Source organism: Aliidiomarina sp. B3213, assembly GCF_003290085.1.
Classification (GTDB): domain Bacteria; phylum Pseudomonadota; class Gammaproteobacteria; order Enterobacterales; family Alteromonadaceae; genus Aliidiomarina.
Window position 1 is genome coordinate 490,657 of sequence record NZ_QMKJ01000001.1, and the last position, 21,784, is coordinate 512,440.

18 protein-coding genes are annotated in these 21,784 nt (G+C 44.4%); 7 read left to right on the plus strand and 11 right to left on the minus strand.

What is annotated here, in order from left to right; all coding sequences use genetic code 11:
* Both purB and DQX04_RS02385 read left to right on the plus strand, forming a co-directional pair.
* Positions 1 to 1,389 carry an adenylosuccinate lyase gene (gene purB / locus DQX04_RS02380; protein ID WP_111914195.1) on the plus strand — a complete coding sequence of 463 codons (1,389 nt, stop codon included), beginning with the start codon at positions 1 to 3 and terminating at the stop codon, positions 1,387 to 1,389.
* A gap of 1 nt (position 1,390) precedes the next feature.
* Complete coding sequence (locus DQX04_RS02385) at positions 1,391 to 2,572, plus strand: cupin domain-containing protein (protein ID WP_111914196.1); 1,182 nt, start codon at positions 1,391 to 1,393, stop codon at positions 2,570 to 2,572.
* On the opposite strand, the gene DQX04_RS02390 is transcribed toward DQX04_RS02385, so the two are convergent.
* Positions 2,569 to 2,997 (minus strand): DUF4826 family protein, encoded by a 429-nt coding sequence (locus tag DQX04_RS02390; RefSeq protein ID WP_126266328.1) that lies wholly within the window; start codon positions 2,995 to 2,997, stop codon positions 2,569 to 2,571. The genes DQX04_RS02385 and DQX04_RS02390 overlap by 4 nt on opposite strands.
* Before the next feature lie 255 nt (positions 2,998 to 3,252).
* On the opposite strand from DQX04_RS02390, the gene DQX04_RS02395 reads away from it, so the two are divergent.
* Positions 3,253 to 4,305 (plus strand): Glu/Leu/Phe/Val dehydrogenase, encoded by a 1,053-nt coding sequence (locus DQX04_RS02395; RefSeq protein WP_111914198.1) that lies wholly within the window; start codon positions 3,253 to 3,255, stop codon positions 4,303 to 4,305.
* Positions 4,306 to 4,379: 74 nt separating this feature from the next.
* Here the strand turns inward: DQX04_RS02395 and DQX04_RS02400 are convergent, their stop codons facing one another.
* Positions 4,380 to 7,412, minus strand: a complete 3,033-nt coding sequence (locus tag DQX04_RS02400) for an FAD-binding and (Fe-S)-binding domain-containing protein (RefSeq protein ID WP_207916206.1) — start codon at positions 7,410 to 7,412, stop codon at positions 4,380 to 4,382.
* A gap of 28 nt (positions 7,413 to 7,440) precedes the next feature.
* The gene (gene ppsA, locus DQX04_RS02405; protein WP_111914199.1) at positions 7,441 to 9,813 is read right to left on the minus strand and encodes a phosphoenolpyruvate synthase; all 2,373 of its coding nucleotides are present in this window, start codon (positions 9,811 to 9,813) and stop codon (positions 7,441 to 7,443) included.
* Positions 9,814 to 9,932: 119 nt separating this feature from the next.
* On the opposite strand from ppsA, the gene DQX04_RS02410 reads away from it, so the two are divergent.
* Positions 9,933 to 10,739, plus strand: a complete 807-nt coding sequence (locus DQX04_RS02410) for a pyruvate, water dikinase regulatory protein (protein WP_111914200.1) — start codon at positions 9,933 to 9,935, stop codon at positions 10,737 to 10,739.
* 52 nt (positions 10,740 to 10,791) lie between these two features.
* Here the strand turns inward: DQX04_RS02410 and DQX04_RS02415 are convergent, their stop codons facing one another.
* From DQX04_RS02415 to DQX04_RS02425, 3 genes are all read right to left on the minus strand, one after another.
* A complete protein-coding gene (locus DQX04_RS02415) occupies positions 10,792 to 11,592 on the minus strand; it encodes a DUF1338 domain-containing protein (protein WP_111914201.1) in 801 nt (266 codons plus the stop codon).
* 27 nt (positions 11,593 to 11,619) lie between these two features.
* Positions 11,620 to 12,978, minus strand: coding sequence for a class II 3-deoxy-7-phosphoheptulonate synthase (locus DQX04_RS02420; protein WP_111914202.1), 1,359 nt, complete (start codon positions 12,976 to 12,978; stop codon positions 11,620 to 11,622).
* Between the two features lie 138 nt (positions 12,979 to 13,116).
* Positions 13,117 to 13,752 (minus strand): flavin reductase family protein, encoded by a 636-nt coding sequence (locus tag DQX04_RS02425; protein WP_111914203.1) that lies wholly within the window; start codon positions 13,750 to 13,752, stop codon positions 13,117 to 13,119.
* 111 nt (positions 13,753 to 13,863) lie between these two features.
* On the opposite strand from DQX04_RS02425, the gene pepE reads away from it, so the two are divergent.
* The gene (gene pepE / locus DQX04_RS02430) at positions 13,864 to 14,565 is read left to right on the plus strand and encodes a dipeptidase PepE (protein ID WP_111914204.1); all 702 of its coding nucleotides are present in this window, start codon (positions 13,864 to 13,866) and stop codon (positions 14,563 to 14,565) included.
* Positions 14,566 to 14,578: 13 nt separating this feature from the next.
* Here the strand turns inward: pepE and bioD are convergent, their stop codons facing one another.
* The 4 genes from bioD to bioB are packed head-to-tail and all read right to left on the minus strand — an operon-like array spanning position 14,579 to position 18,298.
* Positions 14,579 to 15,292 (minus strand): dethiobiotin synthase, encoded by a 714-nt coding sequence (gene bioD, locus DQX04_RS02435; RefSeq protein WP_111914205.1) that lies wholly within the window; start codon positions 15,290 to 15,292, stop codon positions 14,579 to 14,581.
* Between the two features lie 5 nt (positions 15,293 to 15,297).
* Positions 15,298 to 16,098 (minus strand): methyltransferase domain-containing protein, encoded by an 801-nt coding sequence (locus DQX04_RS02440; RefSeq protein ID WP_111914206.1) that lies wholly within the window; start codon positions 16,096 to 16,098, stop codon positions 15,298 to 15,300.
* A complete protein-coding gene (locus DQX04_RS02445) occupies positions 16,095 to 17,285 on the minus strand; it encodes an 8-amino-7-oxononanoate synthase (protein ID WP_111914207.1) in 1,191 nt (396 codons plus the stop codon). Before DQX04_RS02445 ends, DQX04_RS02440 begins: the two co-directional genes overlap by 4 nt.
* Positions 17,285 to 18,298 carry a biotin synthase BioB gene (gene bioB, locus DQX04_RS02450; RefSeq protein WP_111914835.1) on the minus strand — a complete coding sequence of 338 codons (1,014 nt, stop codon included), beginning with the start codon at positions 18,296 to 18,298 and terminating at the stop codon, positions 17,285 to 17,287. The genes DQX04_RS02445 and bioB overlap by 1 nt, the downstream gene beginning before the upstream one ends.
* Before the next feature lie 89 nt (positions 18,299 to 18,387).
* Between bioB and bioA the strand changes: the two genes are divergently transcribed.
* Together bioA and asnS are read left to right on the plus strand one after the other, a co-directional pair.
* Positions 18,388 to 19,707: an adenosylmethionine--8-amino-7-oxononanoate transaminase gene (bioA, locus tag DQX04_RS02455; RefSeq protein ID WP_111914208.1), complete on the plus strand. Its 1,320-nt coding sequence runs from the start codon at positions 18,388 to 18,390 to the stop codon at positions 19,705 to 19,707.
* A gap of 48 nt (positions 19,708 to 19,755) precedes the next feature.
* Positions 19,756 to 21,156, plus strand: a complete 1,401-nt coding sequence (gene asnS, locus DQX04_RS02460; protein WP_111914209.1) for an asparagine--tRNA ligase — start codon at positions 19,756 to 19,758, stop codon at positions 21,154 to 21,156.
* 22 nt (positions 21,157 to 21,178) lie between these two features.
* Here the strand turns inward: asnS and DQX04_RS02465 are convergent, their stop codons facing one another.
* Positions 21,179 to 21,739 (minus strand): nitroreductase family protein, encoded by a 561-nt coding sequence (locus DQX04_RS02465; RefSeq protein ID WP_111914210.1) that lies wholly within the window; start codon positions 21,737 to 21,739, stop codon positions 21,179 to 21,181.
* Positions 21,740 to 21,784 lie beyond the last annotated feature (45 nt).

Consider the following 21,784-nt stretch of genomic DNA (forward strand, 5'->3'; position numbering starts at 1 on the left):
ATGCAACTTTCAGCTTTAACCGCTATCAGTCCGATTGACGGCCGCTATGGTAGTAAAACCGAAGACCTACGAGCGCTTACAAGTGAATTCGGACAAACGCACCAACGTGTTGTGGTAGAGATAAAATGGTTGCAGAAGCTTTCTTCAATCGAAGAAATTGCAGAAGTTCCTGCTTTTTCAGCTGAAACCAACGAATTTTTAAACAATATTATTCGCGACTTTTCTGAAGAAGACGCAGAGCGCGTTAAAGAGATAGAACGCACGACTAATCACGACGTTAAAGCCGTTGAATACTTCCTTAAAGAAAAGGTTGCAGATATTCCTGAACTTGCCGCGGCAAGTGAGTTCATTCATTTTGCTTGTACATCAGAAGACATCAACAACCTCTCACACGCTTTGATGCTACAAAATGCCCGAGAGCAAGTGGTTGTGCCTTTCCTTTCAGACATACTTAAGCAATTGGCGGCGTTCGCTGAAGAGTTTGCAGAAATCCCAATGATGGCGCGCACTCACGGGCAGCCAGCGTCCCCGACTACATTCGGTAAAGAGTTTGCTAACGTTGCCATGCGACTCGACCGTCAACTGTCACAAATTAAAGACATCGAATTTTTAGGGAAAATTAATGGTGCTGTGGGTAACTACAACGCTCACCTTTCTGCATATCCTAATATTGACTGGCATAAAGTTTCAGAAGAATTCGTAACGTCACTGGGGCTTCAATGGAACCCATACACAACACAAATCGAACCACACGACTATATCGCAGAATGGCTCGACGCAGTTGCACGTGCAAACACCATTATTATTGACCTTGATCGTGATATCTGGGGTTACATTGCACTTAATCACTTTAAACAGAAAACAGTAGAAGGCGAAGTTGGCTCTTCAACGATGCCTCATAAAGTAAACCCTATCGACTTTGAAAATTCTGAAGGTAACTTAGGGCTAGCGAACGCGGTGTTTAACCATTTAGCAAATAAATTACCAGTAAGCCGTTGGCAACGTGATCTAACAGACTCAACAGTATTGCGTAACCTAGGAGTTGGCATTGGCTACAGCATGATTGGCTGGCAAGCAACTATTAAGGGGTTAAACAAACTTGAGATTAACCCAACTAACTTAAGCAATGAACTCGATCAAAACTGGGAACTGCTAGCAGAGCCAGTGCAAACCGTAATGCGCCGTTATCACATTGAGAAGCCCTACGAAAAGCTTAAAGCTTTAACACGCGGTAAGCGTTTAACTGCTGAAGGTATGGCTAACTTTATCGATACACTTGAACTTCCAGATCAGGTAAAAGCAGACTTAAAAGCGATGAGTCCAGCGAATTACATAGGTGACGCAATACGTTTAGCTAAAGACGTAAACAAGTATTTAGAGAACCTATAACGTGTTAAGCAAAAGCTTCGATTCGGACGAGTTTAAGTCGTCTATTTGGCAAAAGAAACCTGCCGTATTTCGCGGCATGTTTCCAAACTTTGTTGATCCGCTAAGTGCCGATGAGTTAGCTGGGCTCGCTTTGGAGCCAGGAGTAGACTCTCGTATCGTGCAATCAGATCACGGTAAATGGAACCTTATACACGGTCCGTTCGAAGCTTATGACACGCTCGGCGATAGCCACTGGAGCTTACTCGTTCAAGCTGTAAACGAGCATTTCCCACCAGCACAAAAAATACTCAATGCTTTTAGCTGGATGCCTTCATGGCGCTTAGATGACCTGATGGTTAGCTTCTCTACACCCGAAGGTGGCGTAGGTGCGCATATCGACCAGTACGATGTATTTATTATTCAAGGTAAAGGGGAGCGCCGCTGGTCAGTAGGGCCTCGTGGCGAATACGCAGTGCAGACGCCCCACCCTGACCTAAAGCAAATATCCGGCTTCGAGCCTATTTTAGATGAAGTGCTAAAGTCAGGTGACGTTATTTATATTCCAGCGGGGTTTCCTCATAAAGGTGTGTCTTTAACAGACTCATTCAATTACTCGATAGGTTTTCGTGCCCCCAGCCAAGGCGAGTTTTTGTCTGCTTTAGCCGACTATGCGCTTGAGTTTGACCAGTTACAGCAGCGCTACACCGATACAAAAGAGTCACTAGCCGCTCAAAAAAATAAGCCTGACGTATTGCCTCAACAGGCAGTCGATCAAATTCAAGAGCTTTTACGGAGCGCATTGGAAGACAAGACTTTGATACAAAAGGTAGCTTCAAAGTTATTGTCGACTAACCCTCGCCCACCCCTTCAATTTTGGCCTGAACAAAGCATTCAGTCAGACCAACTATTGAGCGTTTTGAACAATGATTCCCGCTGGCTTGCAGCTCCTGGTTTGCGCTGGCTTTATACAGACCCTCAAGATCAAAACAATGATCCTGAATACATTTATATTCAAGGCTCTCGCTTTGCTGCGGATTTAGCAGTGCACAGTTTCTTCGAACGAATTTCGAAGGAAGAAGGCGTGGAATCACAATGGATTTTTGCCCTCGCAGAATCGTCAGAACAATTAAGTTCAATCCTGACTTGGATGTACAACGAAGGCCTTATCGTTTGTGAAGATGATTTGGAAGAAGAAGAGGATTAAACCTCTTCTTTCCATAACTCTTCCATTTCGGTCAGTGGAAATAGGTTTTCCGCGCCTTTGATTAACTCTTGGGCATGCTCGTAATCTTCATTATTTTTTGCTGCTGCCCCACCCTCTAGTAACTTGTCTGCTTTCATCTGCCAGCGATAACTGAAGTAACGCAGTGCGTCCTGAGGTGTTTTTGCGCTTTCACAGTCAATATGGTCAAGAGGTAAGTCACCGGAGATTGCCCACACCGTTTCATCCATACCTTGAAGCGTAAACTTCCACAACGCGACCAAAGGAGCTAAATAACGACTTTCTTGTGTGAGTACACGGTCGCTAATAAGGCCATGCTCCGCTAAATGAGCGTTTGCATTTTGAAACTGTTCTCTTACCCAGTTATCGTGTTCTTCTTGGGTGAGTTGCTTTAATTCTTGAGTCATTTGAGCTTCTTCTTTACTGCTATTTACTGTTTTAATATGCCCCAATATTACCACGTTGAATTCTATTAGAGAATGTTTTCCCTCGGGAACCCTTCATACGCTTGCAGCCTAAGACTGGTTTGACCTGTGGCGGTATTAAAGGTTTACACAATGTTACCGTTTTTCAGGGGTAAATAAGTTGTAATTTCTAGCTTTCGCGCCTTAAAAGTGGTAGTTTACGCCACGATTTTTGACAACTATAAAAGGGTAATTTACATGTCCCTGTTTGAGCACACAGAGTTCGACAACCACGAAGAAGTGGTTTTTTGTAACGACAAAGAAACTGGCCTAAAAGCTATCATTGCAGTGCATGACACAACTATGGGTCCATCGCTTGGTGGTACGCGTATGTGGAACTATGCGTCTTCAGGTGAAGCATTAACAGACGTACTGCGTCTTTCACGCGGTATGACATATAAAAGTGCATTAGCAGGCCTGCCTTTGGGCGGTGGTAAAGCCGTTATTATCGGTGATGCTAAAACGCAAAAAAGCGATGCTTTATTTAAAGCTTACGGTCGCTTTGTAGACTCTCTTGGTGGTAAATATATCACCGCAGAAGACGTAAACATCCGTACTTCTGATATCGAGATTGTTGCTACACAAACCCGTTATGTAGCCGGTACTGAAGGAAAAGCAGGCGATCCTTCACCGCACACAGCACTTGGTGGTTACCTAGGACTAAAAGCTGCAGCAAAGCACGCTTTTGGTAATGAAAGCTTGAAAGGCCTTAAAATAGCCGTTCAAGGCTTAGGAGCGGTTGGCTACGACTTCGCTAAGCATTGTGCGGAAGACGGCGCAGAGCTTATTGTTTGTGACGTTAATCAAGAAAGCGTAGACAAAGCTGTAAGCAAGCTTGGCGCAAAAGCGGTTAGCATTGATGAAATCTACGATGTAGACGCAGATATTTACGCGCCTTGTGCTCTTGGTGCGACCATTAACGATGAAACCCTCAAGCGTATTAAAGCTAAGGTAATTGCGGGTAGTGCTAACAACCAGTTAGCAACGCCAGAGCATGATCGTATCGTTAAAGACATGGGCATCCTTTACGCACCAGACTATGTAATTAATGCTGGTGGCGTTATTCACGTTTGTTCAGAAGCGGCAAGCTTCACTACTGAAGAAACTGCAGCTCGTGTTAGAAATATCTACAATACTTTGGACAAGATATTCGCGCGTGCAAAAGAGGAAGATCGCCCAACGGGTGAGATTGCCGACGAAATGGCTCGTGAAATTTTAGCGGCTAAAGCTGCTGAAAAAGCGAATCGTTAAGTTTTCTAACGCTATAAAAAAAGCTCCGCACAATGCGGAGCTTTTTTGTATCTGCACAATACAAATTTAAATGCTTAAGAACTAAAATGCTCTGCGAATAGAACAAGTGGGTGTTTGACTGAAGCCGCTCCAAAACGACTCGACTGACAACGACAAGAAAACCCAGTCGCCACTACCCTTCCATTATTTTGTTCAAGAATAGGTTTCCAGCTTAAATCAAATATTCGGCGACTCGCTTCAACCCGATCAGACTCATGCCCATAGCTTCCCGCCATACCACAGCAACCATTGTTCGCGGTGTTGAGCGATATACCTGCCCCGGTAAAAATTTGTTGCCACGTTTTACTCGCCGTTGGACTTTTCGTTTGTTCGGTACAATGCGTGAGCAACGTATAGGCTTCCTCACCTTTTGAAACTGAACTAAAAACAGTAAGGTCTTGTTGAACCAGCCACTCCTGAATAAGTTGCACTTGAAAGTCACCGCGCTCGCTACCTAACTCAGCCGTATATTCGTCGCGGTAACACAGAGTAGTTGCTGCGTCTAAGCCCACCATTTCAACATTCAACTTAGCTACGCTATTTAGTAATTGGCTTTGCGTTAATGCAGTTTGATAAAACTCCTCAACATAACCTTTTACGTGCAGGCCTTTACCGTTTTCTTGAAATGGAAGAAAAACGGGTGTTTTCCCCAGCTTAGTCGCTGTATCTACAAGAGCCTTCATTACTTCAGGTTCAAAACACAAAGTAAACACGTCGGGTACAACAGCAACATACTTGGTTGCATCGAAGCCAGAAGCTTGCGAGCGCTTTTGAAGCTCATTCCATGAGATAGTCTTGCTAGTGGCAAGCAGTTGCTGTGCGGTTGGAAAAGCAAATCGTGGTGTATCTATGTAGCCTAACCAATGTCGCTGCACCCAATGACTTATAGGGTTGTGCATCAATACGTTTGCTAACCGTGGAAACTTCGACAAACGAGGTAATAACTTTTCAGAATTCTTCACCAGAATGTCTTTCATCGGACGCAAATAACGACTGTAATAGTGCCTGTAGAACTTCGTTCTTTGCGTTGGAATATCTACTTTTACAGGACACTGAGTAGAACAGGCCTTGCAGGCGAGGCAGCTATCCATTGCTTCCTTTATTTCCGTATTAAAATCATCGGGCTTGTTAACGCTATTTATTGCGCGTATAGGCCAAGCTTTTTGTTTCGGAAGCTCGTCGGCTTTATATCCTTCTAAACTGGTTACTCTTAACCACTCTTTAATCAGCGTAGCCCGGCCTTTCGGTGACTCTTTACGGTTGCCATAAGCTCTATACGAAGGACACATTGGAGTATTCACATCGAAACTAAAACAAAGACCATTACCGTTACAGTCCATAGCACCCTGATACGATTCACGAACCTCAACAGGGATTTCTTTGTCAAATACGCCCCGCTTCTGACCGTCAACACTCACTAAGCTTGCGTCGCTATCCACCGGAGTACAAATCTTGCCGGGGTTTAATCGATTATTGGGGTCAAAAGATGATTTTATTTTTCGTAACTCTAAGAATAGCTTCTCGCCAAAGAATTCCGGTCCGTATTCGGAGCGGTAGCCCTTACCATGCTCACCCCACATTAACCCGCCATACTTAGCCGTTAGCGCCATCACTTTATCGCTTATTTCCCGAACTAACTTCTCCTGTACAGTGTCGGTCATATCTAACGCTGGTCTTACGTGCAATACACCTGCGTCAACATGCCCGAACATCCCGTACTGAAGCTGCTTTTCATCGAGTAAGGCTCTAAACTCTAATATGTAATCCGCTAACTTCTCAGGGGGTACAGCGGTGTCTTCAACAAAGGCGATAGGCTTTTTCTTGCCAGGCATAGCCCCCAACAAACCCACAGCCTTTTTACGCATAGCATAAACACGCTGTATGGAAGCTATATCGCTACACACTTTAAAACCGCATACATTGAATTTTTCAGAACTATCTGACGACAAATGGGCTTTAAGCCAATCTAATTTATGATCAATCTCTTCGGCAGTTAACGCGGTATATTCCACCATGTTTATACCGTTCATTGGTGTGTCTGAATCCACCAGATCCGCAACGTCGTTCCAAATAATGTCGTTGCGTGCAAGTTCAAGAACATTGGAGTCGATAGTTTCAACAGAGGTTGCTTCTGCTTTCATGAGCTCCGGCGCGTGCCGCAAAGCAGACTCGAAGTTTGAGTATTGAATGTTTACCAACACCTTATGCTTAGGAATTGGCGTAATATTTAGTTTAGCTTCAGTAACAATAGACAAGGTTCCTTCAGCGCCCGCGATCACTCTTGATAAGTCGATCGTTTCACTTTCTGGATCCCAAGTGTGTTTCAAGTCGTAGCCGGTAAGAAACCTATTTAAGGGAGGAAACTTAGCCTCAACTTCTTCTCTCATATCTACGCAAGAAGCGATTGCTTGACGGTATATGAGCCCTTCTACTGAGTCGTCTTCTGCTAATTTCTTCGCATCCTCGAGAGGAATTGGATGCGTATTTAGTTCATTTCCAGACACCAAGAAACTTCTTAACCCTAAGACATGGTCACTGGTCTTGCCATAAACGATAGAGCCTTGCCCCGAAGCATCGGTTGCAATCATTCCGCCAATCGTACAGCGATTACTTGTAGAAGTATCAGGTGCGAAGAAGTAGCCGTAAGGTGCCAAGAATTCATTTAAAGCGTCTTTAACTATACCTGACTCAACTTTTACCCACCCTTCTTTCTCGTTAAGTTCAAGAACACGAGTTAAGTGTCGGCTTAAATCGATAACAATGTTGGGTGTTAACGACTGACCATTGGTGCCAGTACCTCCACCTCGCGGCGCAAACTTTAGATGTTGGAATTCATCACGATTTGCTACACGTAACAAACACGCAACGTCATTCTGGCTTTTGGGATAAATAACAGCTTGAGGTATCTGTTGATAAATACTGTTGTCCGTAGCGGCAATGAGACGGCCGCTATAGGTAATATCTACGTCTCCGATGAAGCCCGCAGCTTTCAATGCAGAAGAAAACACCGCAATGTCAGATTGCGGTGCTCTATTGTTCTGCTGAGTGTTCTTTAATAAGGGTAACAAAGCAAAAACTTTCCCTTTTTAATTAACTTTAGTCTTTCAATGACTTGTTCAAATACAACCAAGTGTCGACTACGGTATCTGGGTTAAGTGATACAGAGTCAATACCTTGCTCAACTAACCATTGTGCAAAGTCTGGATGATCTGATGGACCTTGACCACAAATACCCACGTACTTGCCGCGCGCTTTAGCTGTCTTAATCGCCATTGAAAGCAATGCTTTAACAGCTTCATCTCGCTCATCAAACAAATGAGCAATAAGCCCCGAGTCTCGGTCTAAACCTAAACTAAGTTGAGTTAAGTCGTTCGAACCGATAGAGAAACCATCAAAAATATCAAGGAACTTGTCTGCAAGTAACGCATTTGAAGGCAGCTCACACATCATAATGACACGTAATCCGTTTTCTCCTTGACGTAAACCATGGCGAGCCAGTACCTCAATAACGCCACGACCTTCTTCTAACGTACGCACGAAAGGAATCATAATCTCAACGTTAGTAAGACCCATTTCATTACGTACGCGCTTTATCGCTTCGCACTCTAAAGCAAAGCATGCTTCAAAGTCAGGTGAAAGGTAACGAGAAGCACCACGGAAACCTAGCATCGGGTTTTCCTCGTCTGGCTCGTACTGATTTCCACCTAATAAATTCGCGTATTCGTTAGACTTAAAGTCAGACATACGAACAATCACCCGCTCTGGTGCGAATGATGCTGCAATGGTAGAAATACCTTCAACTAGTCTACGAATATAGAACTCTACCGGATCTGGGTAACCTACGATTTGCTCTTTGATCGCTTCACGCATTTCTTCTGATTGTTGATCAAACTCTAGAAGTGCTTTGGGGTGAATGCCAATCATACGGTTAATAATAAATTCTAAGCGAGCTAAGCCTACGCCTTCATGAGGTAAGGTAGCGAAGTCGAATGCACGGTCTGGGTTACCCACGTTTTGCATTATTTTAAGGGGTAATGAAGGCATATTACCCACTTCAGACTCAGAAACTTCGAAGTCCAATAAACCACGGTAAATAAGGCCTGTATCACCTTCTGCACATGAAACAGTAACGTGAGTGCCATCTGCTACTGTGTCTGTAGCGTCGGTACATCCAACAACGGCAGGAATGCCTAATTCACGAGCAATAATAGCAGCGTGACAAGTACGGCCACCGCGGTTTGTCACAATTGCAGACGCGCGTTTCATGATCGGCTCCCAATCAGGGTCGGTCATGTCCGTTACAAGAACGTCACCAGGCTGTACTTGATCCATGTCATCAATCGAGTCTAATACGCGAGCTACACCGCGACCAATTCTCTGACCAATCGCACGACCTGTTGCTAGCACATCAGATTTCTCTTTAAGCGCAAAACGTTCTATTGAAGTGCCCTTCTCATTTGAGCGAACCGTTTCAGGACGCGCTTGAACAATATACAACTTGCCGTCATGGCCGTCTTTCGCCCACTCGATATCCATTGGACGACCGTAGTGTTTTTCGATCGTGACTGCTTGACGCGCCAATTCTTGGATTTCTTCGTCTGTAATCGAGAAACGGCGTTGTCTGCCCGTATCTACGTCTTGAACTTGAACTTGCTTACCATGCTCGGTGCTGTTTGAGTAGATCATCTCAATTTTCTTACTACCCATGTTACGACGTATCACCGATGGGCGGTTTGCAGCAAGTGTGGGTTTGTGAACAAAGAACTCATCGGGGTTCACCGCCCCTTGAACAACCATTTCGCCCAGACCATAAGACGAGGTAATAAAGACCACCTGGTCGAATCCAGACTCTGTATCGATAGAGAACATTACACCAGAAGCAGCCAAGTCACTGCGCACCATGCGCTGAATACCCGCTGATAATGCAACACCACGGTGGTCGTAGCCCTGGTGTACACGGTAACTAATAGCACGGTCATTAAATAACGAAGCAAACACGTGTTTAATCGCTTCCATCACGGAGTCGATGCCGCGTACGTTTAAAAAGGTTTCTTGTTGGCCTGCAAAAGAAGCGTCTGGCATATCTTCTGCTGTGGCTGAACTACGTACAGCGAAACTAGCTTCTTCATTGCCTTCACAAAGCGTTTCATAAGCTTCTTTAATAGCTTGCTCTAATTCAGGCTGAAATGGTGTGTCGATAATCCATTGACGGATATCTTTACCTGCATTCGCTAACGCTTTTACGTCGTCAACGTCTAATGTGTCGAGTAGCGCATAAATTTTTGCGTTCAGCCCACTTTGCTCTAAAAAGTCGTTAAATGCGTCTGAGGTTGTGGCGAAACCACCTGGAACAGTTACACCAGCACCCGCTAAATTACTGATCATTTCGCCGAGTGAAGCGTTTTTACCGCCAACGCGATTAACGTCATTCATTCCTAAGTGTTGGTACCAAAGCACGTATTCTTGCACAATAATTTCCTTGTTTTCAGAGCTAAAGTATTGGAGGCTGAAAGTATGCAATCATTTTACACATTCGAGCCTAACAAGTTAATATTTTCGGCGAATCAACATCACTAAAAGAGACATTCATGCGCACAGCATTCTATATTTCAGACGGCACAGCATTAACCTCAGAAACTTTTGGGCATGCCATTTTGTCGTTGTTTCCTGTCAAGTTTAGACACAGAACCTTGCCTTTCATTGACGATGAAACTAAAGCACAACAAACCGTTGAAGAAATTAATCAGGCGTTCAAAGAAAACGGTGAACGACCTTTAATTTTCCACACTTTTATAGACAGTCGAATTAAGAAACTTATTGTTGAAAGCGAAGGCGTTTCCTACGACTTTCTCGACCACTATACGGCTCCGGTACAAAAAGAACTTAATGTTGCACCCGAACCAAGAACTAACCGAACACACGGTATACACCAAGACTATATTTTCCGAATCGAGGCAGTGAATTACACACTTGCCAACGACGACGGCGTAACCACTCGTAATTACGACGAAGCGGATATAATCTTAATTGGTGCTTCTCGAACCGGAAAAACACCAACATGCCTCTACTTGGCCCTTCAATACGGTATTAAAGCGGCTAACTACCCTCTTACAGAAGAGGACATGACAGATCTGTCGCTGCCTTATGACTTAAAAATGCATCGTCACAAGTTGTTCGGTTTAACCATCGACCCTGAGCGACTGCAGCAAATAAGAGATAACCGCAGAGCAAACAGCAGATATGCTTCTATGGAGCAATGTGTGAAAGAAATTGAACACATTGAGCAACTCTACCGTCGCGAAGCTATACCGTTTTTAAACTCAACCCATGCTTCAGTTGAGGAAATAGCGGCGAAAATAATGACTATCGCAAAACTGGAACGTCATCGTTACTAACCGCTAACCGTAAAATTTAGACATAAAAAAACGGGCACTAAGCCCGTTTTTGTTATCTATTTTTATTGGTGCTTTCAAAAATTTTATCAGCAGACGCTGCTACAAATCCTGTGTAGTAATCACCGTCGTTGTTTTTATAACGGCGAGCAAACTCGTAAAAACAGCTCGGAATACGTACTGTTTCACCGTTGAAGTTCACGTCAACTTCATCTGCCATGGTTGAAGACTGTTCTAATAAAACTTCTGGAGAACCTTTAATTTCGCCACCTGAAGTATTAAGTGTAAAACCAGCGTCTTTAAGTTGCTGGTTCACATGCTCTAGCGTGTCAAAGTCGTTTAAAGCGTTCACAGATACAGTGAAATGGTTCGCACAAAAGCCAAATGCACTCATCCAAGCCGCATACTCACTTTCCGCAAGTAACTGCTCGTAGTTTTTATAATCAATATTCCAGTGTGTACCAGAATACATAAATTCAGGTTTACCGACCTGATCTGCGGGAATTTGCGCAACCATGTCTTTAACCATGGCTTGAAGCTCTGGAGAGAACTCTTCAACCAGAAGCTCACTAATGAAAATCTTAGGCAGATTTGGATCTGCATGCTCGTAATGTTTCGCACGCAACTTCTTTTGCTCGAAATGGTAATCGCCATTCGCGAAGTAACCCATATCTTCGAAATGCTTTGCCAACGTTTCTAAACGAACCGGTTCTAAATTAAATGTTCTAAACGCTACGTGATCGTTCACGAGCTCAGCACCCTTGCCTAGCACTTCATGAACTTTAGCCGCTGAAGGCGTACGACTTACATAGTCGTTCCACAAGGACGAAAAGAAATTTTCAACTAATTGACTCATAAAGGTGACTCCTATTAACACCTAAACCTACGCTTTGCCCGCTCTAGCCGCCGACAAAGACTCTGAAACTTGGAATGCTAATTCCAATACCTGATCTGCATTCAAACGCGGATCGCACTGTGTTTTATACCGTTGCTCTAAATCTGACTCAGAAATATCGTAAGCGCCGCCTGTACATTCAGTGACATCTTCACCCGTCATTTCTAGATGAATACCACCAGCATATGACCCTTCCGCTTGGTGAATAGCAAAAAACTGTTGCAGCTCACGAACAATGGCGTTGAAATTACGCGTTTTTAAGCCATTCTCAGCTTTCACGGTGTTGCCATGCATGGGGTCACTAGACCACACCACATGACGACCTTCTGCCTGTACACCACGAATGAGCTTAGGCAGATTGTCCGCCAGTTGGTCGGCACCCATGCGAGTAATGAAGGTCATACGACCCGGAATATTCTCTGGATTCAACGCATCGAGTAAACGAATAGCGTCTTCTGCTGTTGACGTTGGCCCTAACTTAACGCCAATCGGGTTATTAATTCCCTTGAAGAACTCAACATGAGCGTGGTCAAGTTGACGAGTTCTTTCGCCAATCCACACCATATGAGCAGAGCAATCGTAAGGAAGTCCGGTAAGGCTATCGAATCGAGTCAACGCCTCTTCATAAGGCAATAATAGTGCCTCATGGGAAGTAAACAGCTCTGTTTCATGGATGGCTGAATGCGTTTTAGCGTTTATGCCTAGCACTTCCATAAACCGCAAAGAGTCTTCGATCTTGTTCGCAAGCTCGAGGTATCTTTCCTTTAGTGGATTACTTTCCACAAAGCTCATATTCCACTTATGAACCTTGTGTAAGTCTGCGAAACCACCTTGCGCAAAAGCTCGCAATAAATTCAAACATGCCGCTGCGTGGTGATATGCCGTAACCATGCGCTGTGGGTCTGGTACCCGCAACTCGCTGTCGAACTCAGCACCGTTAATTATGTCACCACGGTAAATAGGCAATGTTTCACCATTCAACGTCTCTTCAGCAGACGAACGAGGCTTCGCGTATTGCCCTGCCATTCGAGCTACTTTAACTACTGGCATAGAGCCACTAAAAGTGAGCACGATAGCCATTTGCAGCATGACTTTGAACGTATCTCGAATCTTAGGTGCGGTGAAATCTAAAAACGATTCCGCACAGTCTCCGCCTTGCAGCAAAAATGCTTTCCCTTGGGAAACCTGTCCTAAGTGAGATTGAAGCTGTCTAATTTCTTCTGCAAACACTAATGGAGGAAAAGACTTTAACTGACTTTCCACGCTCGCGAGAGCACCCATATCTGGATACTCTGGCTGTTGTTTTACCGGGAAATTTCGCCAACTACTTGGGGACCAACTCGACATCTTTACCTACAAGTTTGCTGCAATTTAAAATGGTGACCACATCAGAATTAAACAACGCTTTTAAACAGCTGTTTGCCCCTGAGTAATAAAGCGCTAATTATACTGAAAACAGCATAAAATTCAATCAGGATAAGGGTTTTAATCGGGTCTTTTTATCTTAAAAGGTGCAGTTAACCCAGCGTAATTTGCCGCCCCTAATCGAGCTAGAGGGTTAATAACTTGAGCATCGATTTCTAATCTTTCCTTGGTTTCTCCGCCTCTACTAACCTCCGTCACGTTACACGCGGCATCGTCTACATAAACTTTAACTATTTCAGCCATGATTAACGTTTGCGGTGCGCCCTTAATCTGAATTTTTTGATGCACGCGACACGCGAGCGCTACAGGAGCTTTATCAATGCGAGGTAAAGCAAAATCCTCAAAATCGACTAACTCTATTTCAGCAACGTCTAGCTCAGACTGTTCTGCGGGTAATGTCTTTGCTGTGTCTGTAACACTCTGCGCCTGCTCAACATTTGGAATGTGAACCACAAGTAAAGAGCCCTCAACTAGGTTTGCCTTGGTATCTTTGGGTGCATCACCGTCTTTGTTGCCAACCGAAAACGCAATAAGCGCAGGATCGCTAGACACAGCGGTAAAATAAGAAAACGGGGCAATGTTGTAATGGCCTTGCTCATGCTGAGTGAGCACCCATGCAATAGGCCGAGGAATAATGGTTTGTGTCATGATGTGGTATCGCTGACTAGAACTGTATTCTGAAAAATCGATGAGCATGGTTATATTCCGTTCTGGTTTGCATTCATTAAAACTAAATTTGCTTGAGCCTGTTTACCCTAATGTTCTCGTGTAAAATAAAACTTTGTATCAGATTTTCAAGGAGTTTTTATGAAGTCTTTATTGCTTATGAGCAGTTCTCGCAATCACGCCCATCCAACGTACCTTGAACATGGTTTAGACTGGCTAAAGCAGCATTTTGAAAATAAGCAGGTTGTTTTCATTCCATACGCGGGTGTCTCAATGGCGCACCAAGATTACACAAAAACCGTAGGAACTGCTTTTGAAAAAGCTGAAATTGAACTTAGAGGTATAGAATCATTCTCTAACCCACGCAAAGCTATTGAGTCAGCGGAAGCAGTGGCAGTTGGAGGAGGTAACACGTTCATGTTACTTAACCTCATTTATGAAAACGGCATTTACGATCCCTTGAAAGATCGCATCAATAACGGCATGCCTTATGCTGGCTGGAGTGCTGGTTCTAACATTGCTGGACCTTCCATTCGAACTACCAACGATATGCCTATTATTCAACCTCGCTCGTTTAGTGCGCTAAATGCCGTGCCTTTCCAACTTAATCCCCACTACACCAACGCGACTCCCCCAGGACACCGCGGTGAAACACGTAGCCAACGTATCCATGAATTCATGCATGTCGACAACCACACACCTATAATCGGTATCGCAGAAGGTACCGCACTTCACATCCAAAACAGTAAAATGACGTTATTGGGTGAAGACTCAGGCGTGCTCTTTGAAAACTTCAAAGAAACAGAGTTAAAGCCAAGTAGAGACCTTTCTTACCTCTTGTAGTTTGACGACTTAATTAGATTTTTGGCTTCAGTAGACGGTCAACAACGTTAAATTGTTGGTCGTTTTGAAGCCAAAACACCTCTTCATCCTCATGTTGTAGATACGGAACTTCGAGTAACAGAGGAACTTTAAACCGCTCTTTCATAATTGCTTGCAGCGAAGCTATGTTTTCCTGCTGGCGGTTCATACCGATCGGTTCAATTTGGTTAGCTATCCACCCTAGCACCGGCAGCCCCGACTGTTGAATAGCTTGTACGGTAAGTAATGCGTGGTTAAGACAACCGAGACGCATACCTACCACAACAATTACACCCCAACCTTTTTGCGCAACCCAATCCGACAATAGTTGAGTGTCGTTTAACGGTAATAGCCAGCCACCAGCGCCTTCTACCAAAGTAAGCTTTTCTTCTGTCTCACGCTGTTTCCAAGTATCGTCAAGAAGTGACATATCCAACTGAAACTCTGCTTCTTTTGCGGCTATGTGAGGCGCTATTGCAGGCTCAAAGACAATGGGATTTATATACTTGTATCTGCGCTCACCAGAGGCCTTCATTAAGCTTAAGGCGTCGTCGTTCTCCCATCGACTATTCACCCATTCAGCTCCTGCAGATATAGGCTTCCAAGCACCTATACTTCCGAGTTTCTTATACCTTTTGAGCAGTAACGAGGTAACCCTTGTTTTCCCTACCTCAGTGTCACTACCTGTTACAAAAACGCAATCTGACATAACTTTTAATCACCTTTAAATTGAAGGTGAAATACTCCTATCTGGTAGGTTAAATGCAAGCTCCCGTCACTATCCGAGCACTCTTGCTGAATGGCATTGATAAGGTTTGAGTACCAAGTCTTTCCTTTAAGCCCGCTTTCATTTGAACGTTGGTGAATAGTTAACACACCCGCGCCAATCCCCTTTACGCTATCTAGCAAACTCTTGGCACTATCAAACCGGGTATTTATCGACTGCACTTCGCTGGACAAAGTTGCAAAGCCATGGGCGCTAGCTTTCAATGACCAGTCCTCAAACGTTGGGTAACATTGGTAGCCTCGCGTAATATTTCGCTCATATAATCGCTTAAACTCAGGTAACGAGCCTTCTAATAAAGTAGAAAATACAACTCTGCCACCGGGCTTCAGTACCCTAGCAACCTCTTTAAGTAATTCCGACTGCTCATTCGACCATTGAAAAGCTAAATTTGAATAAACTATATCAACACTGGCATCGGCTAAAGGAATTGTATGCATATCACCGACTAACCATGTTTTGCCATTGTGTTCTTGCTGTGCCAGCTCAATCATTTTCTCAGCAATATCTACGCCGATGTAATGTTTGCAGTACAGCTCAAGTTTCTTTGCACTCACGCCCGGACCGCACCCTAAGTCGAGTAATGTGTTACCTGGCGTAATACATTCAAGTTCATGCTCTAACAGTAACTTAGTTTGGCGCTGTAACGTTTCCCGCACGGGCGCATGCGCAATAGTTGCATAGTTACTTGCAGCGCTGTTAAAGGCTCTCGCGATGTTTAACTCACTCATTGCACAAGCTCCGAAACACACCCTAGTAAATGTTCGATGTCATTTAGAGAATGCGTTGCACTTAGAGAAACCCGTAACCTCGAAGATCCTTGTGCCACGGTAGGTGGCCGAATTAAACCACACTGTAATCCGTTATTCTGCAAAGCATTGGCACAGCGAGTAAGTAGTTCCATTTCCTCTGTGGAGCTCAATGGATCTTGAGCTAGGTCCTGCATTTTTATTGGCTGTATAGGACTTTGCAAATCATTCCGTGTGATGGTGTTTACTGTGCTCAAGCCAATTTCCTGAACTAATCGGTTGAAGCTTTTGATATTACCCATCAGCTTCTCTTGTAAACTATTGTCACTTCTCACTATTTGAATGGCCTTTTGCACGGTAGCCGCTAAAGCAGCTGGCATAGCCGTGCTGTAGATGTATTCTGGAGCATAGTTGACCATTCCTTCTACCCAGTCAGAAGGTCCCGCTACAAATGCACCATGGCAACCTAATGCTTTGCCGAAGGTTCCAGTAACGAAGGTTAGCTGCTCCTTAGGTAGCTGGCTCACTGAGCCCTCACCCTGTTTACCAAACCAACCTAAAGTATGGGCATCGTCCACCCAACAAGGAATACCTAGATCCTTACAAGAGCCGTAATCTAAAAAGTCACCGTCCATACTAAACACGCCCTCGGTCACTACTAACGGAAATCGATCGCTGGTTTCCGGTTGATCGACTAAACGCCGTAAGTGATTAAAGTCGTTATGTTTGTATCTGTTAACACTATGTTTATTAGGATCACGCGACTTCTCCAGCAATCCCGCCCCACTTAAAATTGATGCATGAGATAGCTTATCTAGGAACGGGTGAAAACCTGTCTTTAAAAGGAACTGCATTAAGGCTGAATTTGCGGAAAAGCCCGATGAGAAAAGCATAACAGCCTCTACGCCGAGCCAGTCTTTTATTTCTTCTTCGAGTTCATGGTGGGGCTGCTGGTATCCGGAAACTAAAGGGCTACCACCACTACCAACTCCCCACTTACCCACGGCGTTCTGATATGCAGTAATTAAGCGTTCATCTTTACTTAGGCCAAGGTAGTCATTACTTGAGAAATCGACATTATTCGAAGGCATCAGCTTACGCTCACGCAGTAAGCCATCGTTACTGCGCTTATCAATCCATTGCTGACACTGCTGCAATGGTGTTTGCATTACGCGTGAGCCTCATCCCTAGCTTCTTCGCTTTGCTTTGAGTTACAAGCTGGCGCTTCTGGTTTGATACCCAAGCGTTGAAACAGTTTCTGATCTGACTCGGCTACAGGATTTGCTGTGGTTAATAGTTTTTCCCCGTAAAAAATAGAATTCGCACCAGCAAAGAACGCGAGCGCTTGCAGTTCATCACTCATCGACTCGCGCCCAGCTGACAAGCGAACGTGTGAATTAGGCATAGTGATACGAGCCACAGCTATCGTTCGAATGAAGTCAAACGGATCAATGTCCTCGACATTTTCCATGGGCGTTCCAGCTACTTTAACAAGCATATTAATCGGTACACTTTCAGGAGGTGTTTCCATGTTTGCCAATGCAGAAATAAATAGAACGCGATCAGACTGTTCTTCCCCGAGGCCGACAATTCCCCCAGAGCACACCTTCATACCAGAAGAACGTACATTATCAAGTGTATCTAGTCGGTCCTGAAAGGTTCTGGTGGTAATGATGTCTCCATAAAATTCAGGTGCAGTGTCGATATTGTGGTTGTAATAGTCTAACCCGGCAGATGCTAATTCCGTCGCCTGCTCAGCACTTAGCATGCCCAACGTCATACAGGTTTCCATTCCCATTTCTCGCACACCTTCAATCATGGCCCGCAGCTTAGGCATATCGCGATCTTTAGGATTTCTCCATGCAGCACCCATACAGAAGCGAGTAGCGCCTGTTTGTTTAGCACGGTGCGCTTGTTCAAGCACTTGTTGAACTTCCATCAACGCTTCTTTTTCTAATTCAGTATTATATCTTGCGCTTTGCGGGCAATATTTGCAGTCTTCCGGGCAGGCTCCGGTTTTTATCGACAATAGCGTAGACACTTGCACTTCGTTCGGCGCAAAATACTCTCTGTGGGTTTGATGAGCCTTAAACAGTAAGTCGTTAAATGGTAATGCGAATAAGTCACTTATGGCTTTTTTTGACCATTTTACTTGGTTTGGATCGTGAATCTTAACTGTCATGGCTTCCTCAAATTTTTGCTGCATATTGGTCGCATAGATTAGTGAGAATCGGTACACTGTCAACATGAACACCCACCAAGAGTTTACCAATGGTTAAATTTCAATCAACCGAGAAAGATTTAGCTTTCGATAAAGCCCATATTTGGCATCCTTATACCTCTTTGCATAAGCCTCTACCCACTTATCCCGTTGTTTCGGCGAACGGTTGCAAACTTATATTAGATGACGGTCGTGAACTTATTGATGGGATGGCCTCCTGGTGGGCCGCAGTGCATGGCTATAACCATCCAAGGCTGAACGAAGCAGGAAAACAGCAAATAGATAATATGGCGCATGTCATGTTTGGTGGTATCACTCACCCACCTGCGGTTGCGCTTGCTAGACAGTTGGTAGAAATAACACCGGAACCATTGCAAGCTGTGTTTTTGGCTGACTCGGGCTCCATAAGTGTAGAAGTGGCTATTAAAATGGCTATTCAATACCAATATAGCCGTAATAAACCTACGAAAAATAAAATGCTTACCATTAAGCGGGGTTACCATGGCGACACCTTTGCCGCCATGTCGGTATGTGATCCTGTAAATGGTATGCATGAGCTTTTCACCGGTACACTTGCACAACATTTTTTTGCAGAAGCTCCTTCGTGTGGTTTTCATGATGAATGGAACCAAGAAGATATTGAGTCTCTTGCGAACCTACTCCACCAAAACCACGAGTTTATCGCCGCAATTATTTTAGAACCTGTTGTGCAAGGTGCGGGAGGTATGCGCTTTTACCATCCGCAATACTTAAAAGAAGCTAGAAAACTTGCCGATCAGTACGACGTTCTTTTAATCACAGACGAAATTGCTACTGGTTTCGGCCGTACAGGTAAGCTTTTTGCTTGTGAACACGCAGGCATATCACCCGATATTATGTGTGTAGGAAAAGCCCTAAGTGGAGGTTACCTAACACTTGCAGCTACGTTAACCACTCAACATGTCGCACACACCATTGGGCAAAGTAAAGCCGGTGCGCTTATGCATGGACCAACCTTCATGGGTAACCCGCTCGCGTGCGCCATTGCTAACGAAAGTGTAGCTATGATTCGGGAGAATCATTGGCAGTCACAAGTAACTCATATAGAGCAACAACTCCGAGATGGTTTACTTAGCCTAAGCCGATATTCGTATGTGCATGATGTGCGGGTACTGGGCGCAATTGGTGTGGTAGAAATGACTTACCCAGTAGACGTTGCTAAAGCGCAAGCTCTATTTGTCGAGTGCGGTGTTTGGATACGTCCTTTCGGCAAGCTTATATATATTATGCCGCCCTATATAATTACAGGTGAAGAACTTGATATACTGATCGGAGCAATTCGAGACCTTTGTGAACAAGCTGAATCCTATATTTTACTTGAGTCTAGCTAAGTTCTCGGTAACATAACCGCAATTAATAAAATAATGTTGGAGACATTCATGGCCGTTGCTGTTGTAAAGGACGTCCTATCGGGCAAATTTTCTGTTGGCGATACTGTAGTTGTACGTGGTTGGGTTAGAACCCGCCGCGACTCGAAAGCTGGTATTTCTTTTATCAATATTCATGACGGCTCGTGCTTCGATGCTGTTCAAGTTATTGCCCCAAATGATCTTCCAAATTATGCGAACGAAATTCAAAAGCTAACCACAGGTTGCTCTGTTGCGATAACAGGGACCGTAGCTGAATCTGCTGGTCAAGGCCAAGACTTTGAATTGCAAGGTACACACATTGAAGTATTAGGTTGGGTAGAAGACCCAGACACCTATCCCATGTCGCCTAAACGCCATAGTATGGAATACTTGCGCGAATACGCACACCTGCGCCCTCGCACGAATATCACCGGCGCTGTTACACGCGTAAGACATTGTCTTGCTCAAGCTGTTCACCGCTTTTTCCACGAACGAGGGTTTTACTGGATTAGCACCCCTATTATCACCACCAGCGACGCTGAAGGTGCTGGCGAGTTATTCCGTGTTTCTACCTTAGACCTAATGAACTTGCCGAAAAAGGAAAATGGTGAAGTCGACTTCAAAGAAGACTTCTTCGGAAAAGAAGCATTCCTCACAGTTTCTGGTCAGCTGAACGTAGAAACCTATGCTTGTGCTCTTTCTAATGTATACACGTTCGGTCCAACATTCCGTGCAGAAAACTCGAACACGAGCCGACATCTTGCCGAGTTTTGGATGATCGAGCCTGAAGTCGCCTTCGCTAACTTAGATGACGTAGCAGGTTTAGCTGAAGACATGCTGAAGTTTGTTTTCAAGGCTGTATTAGAAGAACGCGCTGATGACATGGCATTTTTTGCTCAGCGAATCGACAAAGAAGCGGTTTCTCGACTACAAAATGTTATCGACAACGACTTTGTTCACATGGACTACACAGATGCTGTAGAAATACTGCAAAACTGTGGTGAGAAATTTGAATATCCTGTGAGTTGGGGTACAGATTTACAGTCTGAACACGAGCGTTACTTAGCGGAGAAGCACGTGGGTGCACCTATCATTCTGAAAAACTATCCACGTGATATTAAAGCATTCTACATGCGTCAGAACGACGACGGTAAAACCGTTGCTGCAATGGATGTATTAGCCCCAGGTATTGGTGAAATTATCGGTGGTAGCGCACGTGAAGAACGACTAGATGTTCTAGACGACCGAATTGATGCACTAAACTTACCGAAAGAAGAATACAGTTGGTATCGTGACCTTAGAAAATACGGCACGGTTCCACATGCAGGCTTTGGACTGGGTTTTGAGCGCTTGGTAGCTTACGTGACAGGTGTTCAGAATATTCGAGACGTTATTCCGTTCCCTCGGAGTCCGAAAAGCGCAGAATTTTAAAAAAAGCCCGAAAGGGCTTTTTTTATACCTGCAAAAAATCAGTCGCGGAAACCATTACCGATTGAGGTTTTGATGGTTTGATAGGTATATCCACCTTTGGGGTACCGAGGTATACAAACCCTACGATATCCTCTCCATCAATGCCTAAACGCTTTTTCACAGTATCAGACTCTGCATAAGGTCCTGTGCGCCAGATCGCACCATAACCTTGTACAAAAGCGGCTTGAACAATTGAATGTGCAGCACACGCTGCTGTCGCGAACTGCTCTGCCCTAGGAATTCCCTGGTCGTCTTGGTAATTCGTGACTACCGTAATGATCATAGGGGCACGTAATGGCAGCTCTTTAGCTCTATTTATAGCTTGGTCACCATACTCCTCCTCTAGAGCGGCCTCGTAATATATATCACCTAGCAGCTTTAACTCGTCACCTTGAAAAGTAATCAGACGATATGGCACCAAGCTTTTATGGTCTGGCACCCTTAATGCTGCCGCATGAAATAACTCAAGATCAGCGGGAGTTGGCCCAGGAGAAACTAACATGGGCATAGAAGAACGATTTAAGAGTAAATGACGAGCATGCATACAGCTTACCTTTTTGATATATCTGCACTTCGTTTTTATGCTGTG